Genomic DNA, 18,208 nt, shown 5'->3' on the forward strand with positions numbered 1-18,208 from the left:
GTTAGTTCTTGTTGACGACTTCATCGAGGTTCATCAGTAAGTTGGCGAGCATCGTGTAGGCCGCCAAACGTGCGACCTTGATATCGCTTGTAGGCTCGCTCTCTCCGTACGAGACCAACTCTTCGGCCGCCTTCGGATCGGCTTGGTAACGCTCTTGAAACGATTCGAGCATTTGACGCGCGACGGCGAGTTCGCCTTCGTCGGGTATCCTTGCGGTGATGTTCAACCACGCGAAGCGAATCGCATCGTCGGGGGAGTCGGGATGCTCGGCGAGAATGCGAATCGCGAAATGCCGAGCCGCCTCGATATGTTGAATGTCGTTCATCAATTGCAAGGCTTGCAGCGGCGTGTTGCTGCGACCGCGGGCGGTGCATGACTGTTCGCGATTGGGACCGTCGAACGTCGAGATAAAAGGCGGCGGGGCGGTGCGTTTGAAGAATGTGTAAAGACTGCGTCGATACAACGCGTCGCCTTGATCCTGTTGGTAGTAACGCGTGTTGCTGTTGCCGAACCCGACGGGCTCCCAAATGTTCGGCGGCTGGTACGGCTTGACCGCCTTGCCCCCGATTTGCTGTACCAACAATCCGCTTACGAACAAGGCTTGGTCCCGCAAGACTTCGCCGTCGAGTCGCAGGCGTGGGTAGCGAGACAGCAATCGGTTGCCTGGATCGACCTCGAGTGATTTTTCTGTCACGACGCTGCTTTGTTGATACGCGTCGCTGGTCATGATCGTTTTGATCAACCATTGGATATCCCAATCATGCTCGACGAATTCGGCGGCGAGATAATCCAATAACTCCGGGTGGCTCGGCGGTTCGCCTTGGGAGCCGAAGTCACCACTGGTGGCGACGATGCCGGTACCAAAGAGTTGTTGCCAAAATCGATTGACGGTCACGCGGGCAGTCAACGGATGATCGCCACTGACCAACCAATCCGCCAAGTCCAAACGATTGTAAGGACGGTCCTCCTTCAGTTCCGGCAGCGGTGGCAAGAAACCGGGCACGTCGCGAGTGACCTTCTCGCCAGGGTTGTCGTACTGGCCACGCAGCATGACGAAGCTCACGCGAGGCTGCGGCAGATCCGCCATCACGAGTGTCAGCGGCACGTTTTGATTGAGCTCGTCGATTTGCTTTTGGGTCGCGGTCTCCTCCGCCGTCAAATCGCCGACCAAATCAGCTCGACCGGCGTAAAAAAGCTTGAGCCAATTTTGAAACACTTGCGTGTGTTGCTCGTCCGTCCATTCGTCCGGCTTTTTGCCGCGAACCAAGGTTTGCAGATCATAAGGAAGTTCGGCGATGCGTTTGCCTCCGTTGGCCTGTTTCCACTTCGTCCATGACCACTTGGGGTTGTTGGCTTTGTCGATCTTCGTCTCGACACCCAGATAATCCCACGTGACCGTGCCGCCGGACTGGGTGAAAGCGAATCCCGTGACCGGTGTCTTGGGGCTCAGGCCGAGTGACTTGGTATCGATTTCCAAACGCACCCATTCGCCGGCCTCGGGCAGATCCCCTTGGTGACGTTTCGAGGCGGTGTTCGGTTTGCCCCACTCGATCGCGTCTTCGCGGCCCCACATCGCACGGTGTTCCCAGCCTTTGGTGTGGAACTGCACCATGATCGCATCGGGAACGTCCTCGGGGTCGAGGTAGCAATGCACAAAAATCTTTCCGCCGTCGGGGATCGAGAACGGCTTCGCGCCCGAACTGTAATAGTCCTGTTCGACCGTGGATGGTTTGGCTCGGCGGTGCAACGCGACTTCGCCGGAGAAGACGTTCCCATCGGACTTGCTGATCAGCGTTAACGGTCCGCCGCTGCTTGCCAACTTCGCGCCACTGGGAAAACCGTCGTCGAACCAAACCGTCTTGACGATTTCCGGATGTGGCGGCGGTGTTTGTTCGGCGGGGTCTTGGTAGGCAAACTCGTCGAACCGTTGTTGAATCTTGGAACGCACGGTGGCTAAAGACCGGTTCAAGTCTTCGATCTGTTGTTGTTCGTCTTGGGAATACAGACGCATGATCGGCGGCGTGTCGATCTTGTTACCGTCCATGGCCGGATCGGCGGCACTGTGAAAGAACGCATAGAGCGAGTAATAATCTTTGGCCGTGATCGGATCAAACTTGTGATCGTGACAGACCGCGCATCCGGCGGTCAGTCCCAACCAAACTTCGGCGGTCGTGGTGGTGCGATCGAGTGCGTAACGATAGATCCATTCCTCGGCAATGCTGCCGCCTTCGCTCGTCGTCACGTTGCACCGATTGAACCCAGACGCGATTCGTTGTTCGCGAGTGGGATTGTCGAGCAGGTCTCCGGCAAGTTGCCAGCGTGTGAAGTCATCAAACGGGAGGTTTTGATTGAACGCCGCGATTACCCAATCGCGATAAGGCCACATCGACCGTTCGTTATCCAAGTGCAACCCATGCGTGTCGGCGTACCGAGCCAAGTCGAGCCAATAGCGTGCAAAATGTTCGCCATAGGTTTCTTGATTGAATAATCGTTCAAGCAAACGCTCATACGCATTCGGATCGGAGTCATTGACAAACGCATCGACTTCCTCGGGCGTCGGCGGCAACCCGGTCAGATCGAGAGTGGCCCGTCGAATCAACGTTCGGCGATCGGTCGGCGGCGAAAGTGTCAAACCTTCAGTTGCCATCTTTTGCACCAAGAACGCGTCGATCGGGTGCGCGGTCGGTCCAACGGGAACCGGCGGTTTAACGACGGGGGCGAATGACCAGTGTTCTTGGTATTCGGCTCCGTCAAGAATCCACTGTTTGAGCGTCTCTCGTTGGGATGGATCGAGCGGTAGGTTGTATTCGGGCGGCGGCATCACCGCGTCGGGGTCATCACTGGTGATACGGAGCCACATTTCGCTCGACTCCAAATCGCCCGGCTCGATCACGCCGCCTTCGATCGCGTCTTCAGCGATATCGAGCCGCAAGCCCGCCTCGCGGTGTTCACGATCGGGTCCGTGACAAGCAAAGCAATGGTCCGAAAGAATCGGCCGAACGTCCTGGCGAAACGAGACTTTGTCTTCACCACATGCAAAAACGCAAGGCGAAGCCATCAGGAGCGTCAGCAGGCCGATTAAGGTGGGGTAGCTCATAGACTCACGCACGTCCAGTCTTCTAGACTCAAACCTGGGACACGTTCAAAATCGGCTTGATTGCGAGTCAATACGCACATTTGATTTGCCAACGCAATTGATGCAATTCGAAGATCCATCGTGCCAATGCGAACGTTCTGCCCCCTTAATCGCTGAAATTCCATTGCGGCCGCCTGATCGTAATCCAAAACGGAGATTGAATGAAAGCTTTTGGCCAAGACAGCCAATCGTCGATAGGGTTCGATTCCGCCGGAATCTCTTTGGAGTATTGATAGGTGATCGGTGTCCAGAAGAAACATCATGGTTCAATCCGCTGATCGGTTTGTGCCATTCGCCATTCCCGTCCCAATCGCTCAGCTTCACGGGTCATTTCATCGTCGGGGAGCGTCCCGATAAAGTCTGACAACCACCCTAGTTGATCGTCGTTCTTCGGAAGCCGTTGTTTCAAGCGACTGACTTCCTCTTCTAACTGAGTGACGCGATCCTCAAGTGGAATAGGGTTCTGTTGAATCATCGATTGTCCTTGCTTGAGAAAGTACGAAGCGTCTCAAATTAAACAAAGTCATTGTCTATGCAACCTGATTATATTCGTTTGTTTGCCTTTTCGTCCATATGAACGCTGCCCTGCGAACGACTTCGTTATACGGGATCAAGCGATTGGCATTCGGTAGCGTCAACGACGGATACTGGTACTAGTTGTTATCCTAGCAAATCATCAACAACCCGTCCGTGGACATCGGTCAAGCGGAAGTCGCGGCCTTGGTAGCGGTAGGTCAAACGCTCGTGATCGATGCCCAATTGATGCAACAACGTCGCATTGAGATCGTGAACATGCACGGCGTCTTCGATCACATTGTAAGAAAACTCATCGGTTCGTCCGTGTGAGTAACCGGGCTTGAATCCGCCGCCGGCGACCCACATCGTGAAACAACGTGGATGATGATCCCGGCCGTAATTGTCGGCCGTCAATTCGCCTTGGCTGTACGCGGTTCGACCGAATTCACCTCCCCACACGACGATCGTGTCGTCGAGCAGTCCGCGTTCTTTCAAGTCTTGAACCAAAGCCGCCGAAGGTTGATCGGTGTCGGCGCATTGACCACGAATTTGTTTCGGCAGCGCGTTGTGTTGGTCCCAACCCATGTGGAACAGTTGTACGAATCGCACATCGCGTTCGATCAACCGCCGGGCGAGCAGGCAGTTGTACGCGTAGTGCCCTCGCGTCAAGACATGAGGGCCGTAACGGGCGATTGTGTCGGCGGACTCGTCCGAAAAATCGACCACTTCGGGAATTGACGCTTGCATCTGGAACGCCATCTCGTATTGAGTGATGCGAGTTTCGATCTCCGGATCGCCGATCGATTCGAAGTCGGCTTGATTGAGTTTTACCAAAGCATCCAAATTTCGCCGGCGTAACGTGCGATTGGTTCCCGGTGGATCGTTGAGGAACAATACCGGGTCGCCCGCCGACATGAACTTCACGCCCTGGTGTCGCGATGGCAAGAATCCGCTGCCCCACAATCGGTCATACAGCGGTTGGCAATTGGGACGGCCACTGCCGCGCGAAAGCAAAACCACGAACGTGGGAAGTTGTCTGTTCTCGCTACCGAGCCCATAGCTCATCCATGCCCCGAAACTGGGGCGTCCGGCCTGTTCTGAACCGGTTTGCAAGAACGTGATCGCGGGATCGTGGTTGATCGCCTCGGTGTGCATTGACTTGATGTAACAAACGTCGTCGGAGATCGATGCGATGTGCGGCAACAATTCACTAACGGTCGCACCGCAATCACCATGACGGGCGAATGAGAACAGACTCGGAGCGAGCGGAAAGCTTTCTTGACTCGATGTCATCGTCGTCAAACGTTGCCCACGGCGAACCGATTCAGGCAATTCCTCACCGAATCGTTTGGACAACTCTGGTTTGGGGTCAAACAAATCGATCTGCGACGGTGCACCGGATTGGCACAAATAAATGATACGTTTAGCTTTGGCGTTCGGTCGCGATGCCGCATCGGTAGTGCTGGGATCAAGCATACCGCCCAACGCCAATCCGCCGAGTGTTTGACGCAGAAATGTTCGCCGACACGTGTGGGTCAACTCGTTAGTGAAGTTCGCATTCATGGGATGCACAACGCTCCGTCGGAGTTCAAAATGATCTCGGCGACTTCAGTAGCCGCCGCCAAACCGACCACATATCCGTCGTTCCGTTCGGCGATGTCGCCGAGCCAACGCAGCGCCGGCGAAACACGGGCCTTCGCGGCGGTGACGTTGCTGGCGTAGAAGTCCCGCTGTTGACCATAAACCTTGGAAAGCACCTCGAGTTGAAAACGGGAGGCGTTATCAGCACGAGCCGCAAGCCACATTCGTTGCAATCGTTCTTCGTCACTCGAAGACTTGTCCGCAAGACGCATCATTCGGTCAGCGAACACGATCGTCGGGATCACAAAGTTTAAGTCATTGAGCGTCGTCAAAGCTTGCAAAGGAGAATTCGTGGTTGTTATTCGAACGTTGCAAACTTCGCGGTTGGCCGAATCCAAGACCATCATGTTCGGGGGCGGCATGCCGCGTTTCCAAAAAGTGTAAAGGCTTCGACGAAACAAACCTTCGTCCGCGTCGGGTTCGTATCGCGTGGTGTTGCTGTTGACTCCCGCGACGGCTTGCCACAACCCTGGCGGTTGCCACGGTCGAACCGGGGGTCCGCCCACTCGGTTGACGAGCAATCCGGACAACGCGAGCGATTGATCGCGGATCGCCGGTGCAGGCAAACGATGCCGGGTTCCCCGAGCCAGCCATCGATTTTCAGGATCGGTTTGCATCCCTTCCTGACTGACGCGAACATCGCGGCGGTACGTTTCCGATAACGCCATCGACCGAATCAATCGTTTGACGTTCCAACCGTTTGTCTTGAAATCTTCGGCAAGATAGTCCAATAGTTTCGGATGACTCGGTTGTTCGCCCTGTTTACCAAAGTCCTCGGGAGTCCCGACTAAGGCCCGACCGAAAACGATTTGCCAAAAACGATTCACCGCTACACGAGACGTCAGCGGATGACGCGGGTCGACCAACCACTCGGCGAGCGTGAGTCGGTTGCGCGGACGATCATTCGGCAGGGGCAACCCCAAGAACTCCGGCACATCGGGTATGACCATTTCCCCGGGCTGATCATAGAGACCGCGAGCGAGAACGTGCGATGGACGCGGGGGACCGGTGCGTTCCCGCATCACCATCACACGAGTTTGCGATCGAGACTTCAGCGATTCCAGACGCGACGTCGCTCGGCCAAGGGCTGCGCGTTGGTCGGCGAACAAGTGTGACGAATCGGCAAAGGCACGTCGTAACGTCGGTTCATCGTCACTTTGAATTGCCGCCCAAAGTTGCGAGGTAATCGCCGTCGAAACATCGTCCATCGGGGACGACGACCCTGGCTGATCGACGCCCAATGAAAGCCGAAATCGACCGATGAAATACTGTTCTTCACGCGACTCATATCGCAGTGCAACTGCTAACCTCTGGCCGGCTTGGACTTTTAGCGGTTTCGTCAAATCGAACTTGGCAGTCGCGGGAATCCGGCGACCAGGCCCGACCGACCAACCGGTCAACGGACCCTCGTCGATGGCCTGGGAAACCGATCGGCCTGTTGTTTCGACGTCTGCATTCGCTGTTGCAAATCCGACACGTTGTTCGTCAACGTGCAACGTCAACTCAGACAACAAAAAATCACCGTCGAAACTTCGGGCCAACGACCCATCGGTGAGTGAAGCGTCCGGCAACGCTTCCAAGCGGAGCGACGCAATCGTCAACGATGACGGGATTTGAATCTCAACTCGATGAACATCGTTCAGCGGATTGGCACCGCTGAACAAGACGGAACCATCCCCGAGTGTTTCGAAACGCGATCCCGAACTGGTTCCGATTATGTCGTCAGGAAGAACGACCATCCAGAACGGCGGGGATGCGATTCGATCGCGTTGTTGTACCAACCATTCGGCGTATGCCGTTTCGTTCTCCGATATGGCAGCCTGCAAGGCGTCTTGAGCCTGTTCGAGCGTCTCGACGGCGGTAACCAATTCGGTTGCATACCCATCGATCGGCACGGCAACATCGGGCTCCGCAGTGGGACCGACGCCGTCGTTGCCTCGTTCGTCGATGTTGTTGAAAAACGCGAAGAGTTGGTAGTACTCTTTTTGGGTCAGTGGATCGAACTTGTGATCGTGACAGCGGGCGCATCCGGCGGTCATGCCCATCCAAACCGTCGCGAAGGTATCGGTACGATCGATGACATACTCGACGCGGTACTCTTCGTCGATCGCCCCGGCCTCCGCGTTGATGCGATGGTTCCGATTGAATCCCGTCGCGATCTGGTCGTTCAGCGTCCCGTCGGGCAACAGATCACCGGCGAGCTGTTTGATCGTGAATTGGTCAAAAGGCATGTTGTCGTTAAACGCGTCGATGACCCAATCTCGCCAAGCCCACATCGTCCGCACGTTGTCTTTTTGGAAACCATGCGTGTCGGCGTAACGTGCCGCCTCGAGCCAATCCCACGCCATCCGTTCGCCGAAATGAACGCTGGCGAGCAATCGATCCACGACCGCTTCGTAGTCGGGATCGTTTTGAAACGATTCGACTTCCTTGAGCGTCGGCGGCAAACCGGTCAAATCAAATGTGACGCGGCGGAGCCATGCCAAGGGTGGCCCGGCGGGATTGGGGTTCAAGCGCTTTTCATGCAGTTTCTCAGAGACGAATCCGTCGATCGCTTGGCTCAACGATTCGAATCGTTTCTCCGGTGCAACAATCGGTTGATACGACCAGTGCCCTTCCCAAGGCGCGTCTTGGGCAAGCCAACGTTTGAGGATCGTTTTATCGGTGTCGCTGAGTCGTTTGCCCGTTTCGGGAGGCGGCATGACCTGATCGGGGTCATCGTGTTCGATTCGATCGAGGATCGAATCAAAGTCCACTTCGCGAAACGTTGTCTCCAGATCAAGCCGCACGCCCGCTTCACGGGATGCTTCGTCGGGACCGTGACACTGGAAACACCGATCCGAGAGAATCGGCAGAACGTCCCGGCTGAAAGAAATCGTTTCGGCCGTGGCACCTTGACCCGAAATCGCGAAACCAATGACGATCGCAATGAGCGTCTTGGGCATCATGTCACGATGGCCTCGCCGTGTTCCGAAGCGGCCTGCTCGCTTGCCGCTTTCTCGAGCAACTTGATCCAAGGTCCGACGAAGTAACCGTTGTCATGAAACGTCCTACCGGAAACCAAATTGTCATCGATCACGCAAGGTTCATTGACAAAGATGCCGCCGCAGACCTCCAGGTCAAACTTGCATTTGGCCACCGTCGCCATGCGGCGGCCTTCGACGCAACCGGCACGGGCGGGGATTTCGACTCCGTGACAAACGCTCATGATCGGTTTGCGAGCGGAAAAGAAGCTCCGCGTCACCCGCAGTAATTCTTCGTCTTCGCGGATGTATTCGGGGGCTCGCCCGCCACTGAAGAAGATGCCCAAGTATTCGTCGGGATTGATGTCGCGAAACGCGATGTCGGATTGCAGCGTGTAGCCTTCCCATTCTTTGGTGATCGTCCACCCCGGTTTGACCTCATGCAAAACCATTTGGTAACGATGCACTTCCGGCGCGGCGACGACCGGTTGAAAACCCGCTTCGATCAAGCGGTAAAAAGGATACATGGTGTCGAGAGTTTCCGACGCATCACCGATGATGATGAGGACTTTTGGTTTCATGAAATGACTCTGGTTGGTGAAGAGGAGTGAGCTGAAAACGAACTTCGAAGCACGTCTCGTGATACTGTACCGTTTGACTGAATCAGCCGTTTGGGCGTTAGCCCCGGTTAAGTGGGGTGAGCAATGAGTGGCATAGGCATCTCGCCTTTTTATACTCCAATTCTTTTTGACCCCCACGAGCTCGTCTCGTGGGTGAACAAGGTTCGCAAGCTAGACAACGACGCCCTCCCAACCTTCCGATTTTCACTTGTGCTCGCCGCTTGAAGCGGCGAGCACAAGTGAAAATCGGAAGGTTGGGGGAATTGCGGCTCGTGTCTAGCTTGCCAACCTCGGCTTCCTGCCAGACGAGCTGGCAGGGGAGCAATACATGAGGACTTGTGGGGTATAAAAAGGCTCTAAGCCTATGCCACTTTTATAATGCGTCAGTTAATGTTCACGCGATGCTTACAAGGAAGTCGCGATTTGATCGAGGTACGCGCGGGCTCGGTTGATTTCCTCAGTCACCAGCGTTTCGCTTTCGAGAATCGGAATCCCCCGGGGTACCGGGTGCATGAAAATTTCGGTCCAGCCGTCAAATCCGATCTTATGGAACGCGGCAAGGATAGGGCGGAAGTCCAATTCGCCGCGACCGGGCATCTGCATCAATTCTTGTTCTTTGGGAAGCCTGGTCATGCATCCCATCCCGTGTTCCCAAGCGTAGAACAAACTGATCGCCGGGCCGAGCGTTTCGATCAGGTCACTGATCATCTTGGTGTCTTGTTCCAAGTGATATGGAGCCAACGCGATCGCCAAGCCCGACGAAGGCGTGAACTCAGCCAACCACTTCAATGAATCCGGTGAATCGATCAGGTTCTTGGCGTGATTTTCGATCGAAAGACGCACGCCGTTTTCATCGGCGATCTCGATCGTCGGTCGGAGCGTCTCGACAAACGCTTTGACCGCCGACTTCAGTTCGGATCCTTTAATTTGATAGGGACCGAACCCCGAGGTAACGACGCAGTCGCATCCCAACTTTCCGGCGAGTTTTAACTCCTCGTTGAGTTCAGGGATTCGGTTGGCCCTTCCAAGGTCGTACCGCGTCAAACATCCCGTCGTCACGCCGTGCTCGGCCAGCATCTCGGCGTATTTTTCGATTCCGATGGCGTCGAGTTGCTCCCGCTGGCTGCCGTGTTTGCGAGGCCAAAGATCGATCGCGGTCGCACCGGATTTTTTGACCTCCGGAAGGATGTCCCCCAAGTAGATATAGCCGTACATGCTCGATGCAAGCATGTAGTTCAGCCGAAAAGGAGCCTCGGACTTCGCGTCGGCATGTGCCTGGTCGATCAATCCGGTTGCCGCCATCGCGGTCGCGACGCCGATGGAGAAGTCTCTCCGGTTCAAATTTATGCTCATCAAATCACCTCGTATCCTTTGCGATTTGGACGGGACAACATGGCATTGGCTTCGTCGTCATCCGGGAACGATTCGGTTTCGGGGTCCCAGGTTAGGTCGCGGCCCAGGCGCAGTGAAAGGTTACCAAGATGACAGGTCGTCGCGCTGCGATGTTGGCTTTCAACGTCCGATACCGGAGGCTTGCGGCTTTCGACGCTGTCGAAGAAGTTCCCCATATGATTGATGATCGCATTCAACTTCCCGACCTGTTCGGGACGATTCAGATTGTCGTGCTCGTACAGGGCGAAGTTTTCACGCGTCAACGGATCGGATTTCAAGTCTTCGACCGGTTTCCCCTCAAGTGTGCCGCGATTGACGAAGATCCGTCCCTTCGAGCCTGTGAACAGGATGCCGTTGCGTCCTTCGTCGGCGACGGTCATTTCAATTCCGCCGGGATATTGGTACGTCAACTGATAGTCGATCGGGACGTTGTATCCGTTGGGCGTCGAGGGCATCGTTCCGCTCGAATGAATCTTGATCGGGTCGGCATTGATCGCCCACTGCGCGATGTCCAAGTGATGGGCACCCCAATCGGTGACCAGGCCGCCGGCGTATTCGTACCAGTAACGAAACGTGTAGTGGCAACGCTCTTCCATGTAAGGATTGGCGTTTGCTGGCCCCTGCCACAATTCCCAGTTCAAATTGCTGGGCGGTCGGCGGACCTCGAACGGTCCGCCGGCTGGATTCTTGCCCAGCACAATGTCTACCCGCTGCAAGTCACCGATCCGTCCGCCACGCACCATCTCAACGGCCAGCCTGAATCGTTGGTCGCTGCGTTGCCATGAGCCGACTTGAACGATGCGACCGGTTTCCGCGGCGACTTTGCGAATCAGTTTGCCTTCGTCGATCGTGAGCGAGATCGGTTTCTCAACGTATACGTCTTTGCCCGCTCGACAGGCGTCGACGGCCATCTTGACGTGCCAATGGTCGGGGCTGCCGATCGTGACGACATCGACCTTCGGATTGGCGAGCAGGTCTTGATAGTCTTCGTAGATTTTCGGCGTGCTGCCGAAGCCGGCACGCGATTGCTCGCGGACGTGCCGGTCGACGTCAGCGATCGCGACGATATCTCCGTAGGCGGATGCCTTCTCAGCGATGACGGTGCCTTGATACCGCATTCCGATCGATCCGATGCCACGCCGTTCGACTTTTGAACGGGCTTTTTCGGCATCGGCCGTGGCAGCAAATGTGCCCGAGTGAAAGCCAGCCGAAGCAGCGGTGGCTGCCGTCACGGCCAAGAAATTCCGACGATTGGGGGTCGATATCATCGCGCTGGATCCACTCCATGAGGAAGCTATGGGGGCATACTTCATATTAAGGCCCCATTAAAGGATTCACGCCGCGCAAAGTCTATTCCGTATTTCCGTATTCGTGTTACACTTTTACGTCATGAAGCGAGTCGCCCTTTTGATCGAAACGTCGCGGAGCTACGGGCGAGCGTTGATGCGTGGGGTCAAACAGTACAGCGTCGCGCACGGACCGTGGTCGTTGTTCGTCGAAGTCCGCGACTTGGAATCCAAGCCGCCACCATGGTTGGCGAGTTGGGACGGGGACGGAATTTTGACCCGCACGGGAAGCGACGCGATCGCCAAAGCGGTTCATCGTTCGGGCGTTCCCGCAGTCGAATTGCGTTCGCCGCGTCGAGGCAGTGACTTCCCGTTTGTGGGCGTCGACAACCAAGCCGTTTCGGTGATGGTGGCCGAACATCTGATCGAGCGTGGCTTCCGAAACTTTGGAGTCTATTCGATTGAAGCGGAAACGTTCTTCATCGAACGCCGAGATGCGTTCATCAAGACGATTGTTGAGCGAGGTTTTGCGTGTGCCGAACATCGTCAAGCTGGTGTCTCGGAACGATCGCGACAGTGGGAACGCCAACAACAAGAGTTGATCGAATGGCTCGAGCAACTACCCAAACCCGCCGGCGTGCTCGCGTGTACAGATCAATTGGGGTGCTGGTTACTCGACGCGTGTTGGCGATCAGGGATCCAGGTTCCCGATCAGGTCGCCGTGGTCGGCGTTGAAAACGACGAAAGCATTTCGACGATGAGCACGCCACCCTTATCGAGTGTCCGCCTGGCGGGCGAACAGATCGGCTATGAGGCGGCCAGAATCTTAGACGCCATGATGCGTGGGAAGTCGGCACCAACCGAGCCCCGGTTGATCGAGCCGATCGGCATCGAGATTCGTCAGTCCTCCGATACAGTCGCGATCGACGATCCGATTCTATCGCAAGCAATTCGACTGATTCGTGAACGAGCTTGCTCAGGAATGAACGTTACCGAACTACTGACCGAGTTGCCGATCTCAAGAAGTTCGCTGGAACGTCGTTTCCGAAACGCATTAGGGCGAACGCCGAACGACGAGATCACGCGGGTTCGCATCGAACGAGTCTGTGAACTTCTGCGACAAACCGACCTAAGTCTTCAAGCGATCTCCGAACGAACCGGATTCAACACACCGCAGTACATGCTCGAAGTGTTTCGAAAGGAGATAGGAACGACGCCGGGAAACTATCGAAAACGTTCGATGATTCGATAAAAAGTACGACCGTCTCACGAATCTGTGAGTGACCGTAACGATGCCTTACAAGCATGTCCGGTGAAGTGCTTCAGTTGATTAACATCGCGTGAACACTAACTGCCGCATTATAAAAGTGGCATAGGCTTCCAGCCTGTGTTTTTGTTTCCACAGGCTGGAAGCCTTTTTGTACCCCACATCTTTTTTGACCCCCACGAGCTCGTCTCGTGGGTGAATAAGGTTCGCAAGCTATCCGTCAGGTGAGCCTCGATATCAGCGGCAGTGATCTTGTCGAAATCCGCTTGACACTTCAGTCCTCGCTCTCGCATGAACGCCCGCACGTTGTAGACATACGCCCGCTCGGTCTCCAGCTTGTCGTGTCGGCCCCGAATGGCCCGACGTAGGTTCTGAATCACGTCCGGTTCTTTCGGATCAATATGCCCGACGACGTCCTCAATCTCATCCATCTCGCCTTGGCACATCTGCTTGATCTTTTCCGCCCTCGCCAACGCTTCTAGCTTCGTGTGGATGAACCGTCCGTACACAATCGACTCCATCCCGTCATCCGTGATCATCAACGACAACCACGTCCCTCTCCAGCGACCCGCCTCACCGCGTCGAACACACTATCAAGCACACTTCCAGAGACTTCCATGTGAAAGGCTCTAGGAAACGAAGTTTTTGCCGTGTTTCCAACGGATCACCGCACTACGGGGTCGATTCTTCGCACCACCTTAAAGAAGGTCAACCCAACACCAAAATGTTTTTCGAAAAAATTCCTTGACCCACCATCGGGGAGGCCACATACTGGCCTCCCGACCAACCGGCGATAAGTCCGGCCACCCGGAGATAAGTCCTCATGCAACCGGCGATAACACCCCACCTGTCACCCAGGAAGCCGAAGGCACACCCAGTGATAACACCCTTCTCACGCCCTTATCTCCGGAACAACCGGGGATAATTACCTCGTTCGCCGATTCAGGAGCCTGTGATCGAATCGAATCCCTACACCCCTCCACAAGCAACCGACGCGTATGAAACTCCGGAAGCAAAAGCAATCCGGAGAATGCGACCTTCGACAACTGGGCTCATCTTAATGCTTTCGATCCAATCGATCGGCTACGCGATTGCTGGTGTTGTGGCATTGGGTGCGTTGGCTCTCGGCAGACCTGTTGACGCTTCACTCTTTGGTGTTTGTTTTGCCGTGGTGCATTTCTTTGCGATGATCTTTATGATTCGATCCATGCGGCGGGTTCGGCGTCTCCAAGGCCTACGTGATGGCCGGGTTGCAGCGGGGCTCGCCTGTATCCCATTCGTTTCACCTGCTATTTGGATCGGCATTCCTCTTGGCGTATGGCTATCGGTTATTCTATCGAAACACGATGTTGCAGCTGCGTTTCATACTGCCAACAGGGACGACGGCGAACCATGGGTATCGGGATAGGGGCCCGGTTGCCCGGGACCCCTCCCACACCACCGTACATGCGGGTCCGCATACGGCGGTTGAGCACGAGTTTTAAATCGCCATGTTGCCATGACGACCCAAGCCATTGGGACCGTTGTCATGCCGCTTAGAAAACGCCGTACGGCGATGATTCTTTCGCGAATGACAACGGACACGTACTTGCTCGTTCCCTTCGGGCCTTCGACGACCGCGTGGGTCGAATACTATGCCCTCTGCTGACTTCTCTTTGCACGAGGTGCGTTGCCGCACTCGTCCCGCCTTTCGGGCAAGCCCTACTCACGGGTACGCATCGAGATCTCCCCAAATAAGGGACGTCGCGGATTGATGCGATCGCACCGAGACACGTGATCTGTCCCCGCCCAAGTGCCCGATCTACCTGCGCCCGTTCTTCCGGTTTGGTTTCGTGGTCAGCAGCCCACTCACCTCGAGTCGTCGGCCTCGTATCGGGTTTCTGTTCGTCACCTGGCGGGTCTTGGCGTGAATGTGGCTGGGACGGTTTGCGTTAAAACTCGCCTGATTCGGTCATTGTTGAACCAGAGCTGTTCTCGGCGTTTTCCAGCTTCACGAGCACATTCGCAGGCTTCCTCCCCACGGTTGGTCACCCTTCCGCAGTTGCCTTCGCCTCGTACTGTCTTTCTTCTGAGTTACATTTGGTATACTGCCTCGTCGTGAAAGAAACCGGAAATAAGTACAGGGGACTTTCACCCCACAAGATCACGCCCATGTTGGGCGTACTGCAACGGAGGACGGGTGGTCCGTTTTCTCGTCTGCCTGCAAGTCGTTCGCCCGTCCCCGCTGATCACCGACGTTACGAGCACGAGGAATGTGTCAACGCTGAGTAACGCGGACTGCCAGGCTGCCCTGCGGGGCATCGTCCAGTGTCGCCCTGCGGGGCATGTTCAACGCCGGCCCTGCGGGGCACGGTTCAGGACTGCCCTGCGGGGCACAAGCCGACGCCTGCCCTGCGGGGCATGGTCCGACGCCTGACCAATGGTGGCGGCTGTCGGCTCAAGCCGTCGGGTCGAAGTTGATGGCAAGCCTGTGGGCACGATGCTAAGATGATTGACTCGTAACCATGCAATGATGACGGAGCGGCGATGGTCACCGGTCTGGTAGCAATCACTTCAAACGCCGCCGCCCGCATATCGCCACCGTTACGAGCACGAGGAATGTGTCAACGCTGAGTAGCGCGGACTGCCAGGCTGCCCTGCGGGGCATCGTCCAGTGTCGCCCTGCGGGGCATGTTCAACGCCGGCCCTGCGGGGCACAGTTCAGGACTGCCCTGCGGGGCACAAACCGACGCCTGCCCGGCGGGGCATTGTCCGACGCCGGACCAATGGTGGCGGCTGTCGGCAAAAGCCGTCGGGTCGAAGTTGATGGCAAGCCTGTGGACGCGATGCTAAGATGATTGACTCGTAACCATGCAATGATGACCGAGCGGCGATGGTCGCCGGTTTGTTAGCAATCGCTTCAAACGCCGCCGCCCGCATATCGCTCCCGTTATTTGACTAAAAAGCTTGCAATAAACATGGACGAATCTTACCGCGAACTTGAACGTGCGACTCGCGATATCTCTCGTTCGATGACCGCGTACACTGACATGGTGCGGCAAATCCAGCTCTCGTCGTCAGCTTTCACTTCGATACAAGAAACTCTCGCGAAACAACTCAGTTTCGATCAAAGTCTTATGCGTTCGACTTCGTCGCTACTCTCTGAGATGAAGCTTAACGCACTCGTTACAACAAACTTTAGCGACTTGGCGAATATCAACCTCGGTCTAACCGACTTGGTATCGCAAGCGTCGATAAGCAACTCTGCGATATCGAAAGTGTTTGCTGAACACAACGTGTTGCGTGAATCACTTGCCAGTTTTGCATCACAGAAGTCAGCGATTAGTGACTTGCTATCCTCACTAGACACGACTCGTTTGCTCCACACTTCGCTCACGTCGCAGTACCGGTTATTGGATCTGGAGACTCACTCGTTTGGGAAATTGCTGGGTGCGAACACCGCCCTCGCCAATGAGTTGACGTCAACTTTCGGCAAATTTACTCGGTCATACCGAGAAGTCATTGAGAGCATTCCGACGCTTCCTAAGATTCACATTCCCACGATCGCAAAGTACTCGCCAATCGAGTACTCGCTTGAACTGGAGATCCTTGAACGCATCTCTCTCGATGACGAGGAAGCACAGGAAAACAATCTCGAAGGATTGCCAGATATTGATGCGGCACTCGTGTCGTTTGACGATCGTTTGCTTGCATTAATCAATGGTGCGAGACAAGCTCTAAGTTCAGAGAATCCTGACCGGGCACGACATGTGACGACATCCGTTCGTGAACTGTTTACTCAGGTATTGCACGGACTAGCACCAGACGAAGAGATCAAGGTTTGGACTAGCGACAAAAGCCACTTCCACAACAACCGACCTACCCGGCGAGCCAGGCTTCTATATATCTGCCGCAGATTTTCATGCGACCCGCTGACTAAGTTTGTCGAAGACGATGTGCGTGCTGCGTTAACTCTTGTCGATTCATTGAATGCGGGAACGCATGTGGTGGAATCCAAACTTACCCCATTTCAGCTCGAGGCGATCGTGTATCGCATGGAGTCTCTAGCATTGTTCCTGTTGAAAATCTCTCAAGAAGACAAATAACCATCGGTTGCAACGGAGCGGCGGTGGTCGCCGCTTTGGCAGTGGTTGAATCTTTCGCCGCCGCCCGCTGAACCGTAACGTTATTTGGATTCGATGCTCGTTAACTGATCGCCGATGGACTGCACTCAATACAAATCGCACTACGCAGCGTTCTCGAAACTGCCGCTACCTCGTGAAGTGAGTGATTCGTCCGAATGGTCTGACTGGATGAATCACTTTCACGAATGCGGATCTTGCTTCGACTGGACGCTTGGACAAAGAATCGCCGCACGTGGATGTGATCCAAATGACTTCGCATGCGTCCATATTGGCAACCAGGTAACGACACCGTGTCCAGACCATCCTGACCCAGCCGATTGTCCTGACATCCTAATTTCGTACTTCGCCAGATTCGACGAATATTCAATTGCTGTCCGCGACGGTGGTACATCTGCGGTTGCGATTCGGTATTGCCCTTGGTGTGGCGTCAAACTTCCGGAATCAAAGCGTAGCCGATGGTTCGATGAACTGACGGCTCTCGGGTATACTGACTTTTACGGTGATGACATACCAGCTCAATTTTGGACCGACGCTTGGTACAAAAATGCCAAATAACCATGTGAATCGGGATAGGGGCCCGGTTGCCCGGGACCCCTCCCACACCACCGTACATGCGGGTCCGCATACGGCGGTTGAGCACGAGTTTTAAATCGCCATGTTGCCATGACGACCCAAGCCATTGGGACCGTTGTCATGCCGCTTAGAAAACGCCGTACGGCGATGATTCTTTCGCGAATGACAACGGACACGTACTTGCTCGTTCCCTTCGGGCCTTCGACGACCGCGTGGGTCGAATACTATGCCCTCTGCTGACTTCTCTTTGCACGAGGTGCGTTGCCGCACTCGTCCCGCCTTTCGGGCAAGCCCTACTCACGGGTACGCATCGAGATCTCCCCAAATAAGGGACGTCGCGGATTGATGCGATCGCACCGAGACACGTGATCTGTCCCCGCCCAAGTGCCCGATCTACCTGCGCCCGTTCTTCCGGTTTGGTTTCGTGGTCAGCAGCCCACTCACCTCGAGTCGTCGGCCTCGTATCGGGTTTCTGTTCGTCACCTGGCGGGTCTTGGCGTGAATGTGGCTGGGACGGTTTGCGTTAAAACTCGCCTGATTCGGTCATTGTTGAACCAGAACTGTTCTCGGCGTTTTCCAGCTTCACGAGCACATTCGCAGGCTTCCTCCCCACGGTTGGTCACCCTTCCGCAGTTGCCTTCGCCTCGTACTGTCTTTCTTCTGAGTTACATTTGGTACACTGCCTCGTGT

The 18,208-nt window shown here is 55.5% G+C and carries 13 protein-coding genes; 4 read left to right on the top strand and 9 right to left on the bottom strand.

What is annotated here, in order from left to right:
- Position 1: 1 nt before the first annotated feature.
- The 8 genes from Pla100_RS05650 to Pla100_RS05685 form a co-directional block, all read right to left on the bottom strand.
- Entirely contained in the window at positions 2-3,097 is a 3,096-nt protein-coding gene (locus tag Pla100_RS05650) for a PSD1 and planctomycete cytochrome C domain-containing protein (protein WP_146576734.1), read from the bottom strand.
- Positions 3,094-3,399: a type II toxin-antitoxin system VapC family toxin gene (locus Pla100_RS05655; protein ID WP_146576735.1), complete on the bottom strand. Its 306-nt coding sequence runs from the start codon at positions 3,397-3,399 to the stop codon at positions 3,094-3,096. Before Pla100_RS05655 ends, Pla100_RS05650 begins: the two co-directional genes overlap by 4 nt.
- Entirely contained in the window at positions 3,396-3,611 is a 216-nt protein-coding gene (locus Pla100_RS05660) for a hypothetical protein (protein ID WP_146576736.1), read from the bottom strand. Before Pla100_RS05660 ends, Pla100_RS05655 begins: the two co-directional genes overlap by 4 nt.
- A 185-nt stretch (positions 3,612-3,796) precedes the next feature.
- Positions 3,797-5,215: a DUF1501 domain-containing protein gene (locus tag Pla100_RS05665; RefSeq protein WP_146576737.1), complete on the bottom strand. Its 1,419-nt coding sequence runs from the start codon at positions 5,213-5,215 to the stop codon at positions 3,797-3,799.
- Entirely contained in the window at positions 5,212-8,241 is a 3,030-nt protein-coding gene (locus Pla100_RS05670) for a PSD1 and planctomycete cytochrome C domain-containing protein (protein ID WP_146576738.1), read from the bottom strand. The genes Pla100_RS05665 and Pla100_RS05670 overlap by 4 nt, the downstream gene beginning before the upstream one ends.
- On the bottom strand, positions 8,238-8,837 hold the full coding sequence (locus Pla100_RS05675; protein WP_146576739.1) for a DJ-1/PfpI family protein: 600 nt from the start codon (positions 8,835-8,837) through the stop codon (positions 8,238-8,240). Before Pla100_RS05675 ends, Pla100_RS05670 begins: the two co-directional genes overlap by 4 nt.
- A 444-nt stretch (positions 8,838-9,281) precedes the next feature.
- Entirely contained in the window at positions 9,282-10,229 is a 948-nt protein-coding gene (locus Pla100_RS05680) for a sugar phosphate isomerase/epimerase family protein (protein WP_146576740.1), read from the bottom strand.
- On the bottom strand, positions 10,229-11,536 hold the full coding sequence (locus Pla100_RS05685) for a Gfo/Idh/MocA family protein (RefSeq protein ID WP_146576741.1): 1,308 nt from the start codon (positions 11,534-11,536) through the stop codon (positions 10,229-10,231). Before Pla100_RS05685 ends, Pla100_RS05680 begins: the two co-directional genes overlap by 1 nt.
- Before the next feature lie 121 nt (positions 11,537-11,657).
- Here Pla100_RS05685 and Pla100_RS05690 point away from each other — a divergent pair, with 121 nt between their 5' ends.
- Complete coding sequence (locus tag Pla100_RS05690; RefSeq protein ID WP_231602760.1) at positions 11,658-12,806, top strand: AraC family transcriptional regulator; 1,149 nt, start codon at positions 11,658-11,660, stop codon at positions 12,804-12,806.
- 107 nt (positions 12,807-12,913) lie between these two features.
- Here Pla100_RS05690 and Pla100_RS31505 read toward each other — a convergent pair whose 3' ends face one another.
- On the bottom strand, positions 12,914-13,369 hold the full coding sequence (locus Pla100_RS31505; protein ID WP_231602761.1) for a hypothetical protein: 456 nt from the start codon (positions 13,367-13,369) through the stop codon (positions 12,914-12,916).
- A 512-nt stretch (positions 13,370-13,881) separates the two neighbouring features.
- Here Pla100_RS31505 and Pla100_RS05700 point away from each other — a divergent pair.
- The 3 genes from Pla100_RS05700 (at position 13,882) to Pla100_RS32380 (ending at position 17,500) form a co-directional block, all read left to right on the top strand.
- Positions 13,882-14,229 carry a hypothetical protein gene (locus Pla100_RS05700; RefSeq protein WP_146576742.1) on the top strand — a complete coding sequence of 116 codons (348 nt, stop codon included), beginning with the start codon at positions 13,882-13,884 and terminating at the stop codon, positions 14,227-14,229.
- Positions 14,230-15,778: 1,549 nt separating this feature from the next.
- Positions 15,779-16,906, top strand: a complete 1,128-nt coding sequence (locus Pla100_RS05705; protein WP_146576743.1) for a pPIWI-associating nuclease domain-containing protein — start codon at positions 15,779-15,781, stop codon at positions 16,904-16,906.
- 207 nt (positions 16,907-17,113) lie between these two features.
- Entirely contained in the window at positions 17,114-17,500 is a 387-nt protein-coding gene (locus tag Pla100_RS32380; RefSeq protein ID WP_390620562.1) for a DUF6980 family protein, read from the top strand.
- Positions 17,501-18,208: the final 708 nt, after the last annotated feature.

This window comes from Neorhodopirellula pilleata (assembly GCF_007859915.1).
Classification (GTDB): Bacteria; Planctomycetota; Planctomycetia; order Pirellulales; family Pirellulaceae; genus Rhodopirellula; species Rhodopirellula pilleata.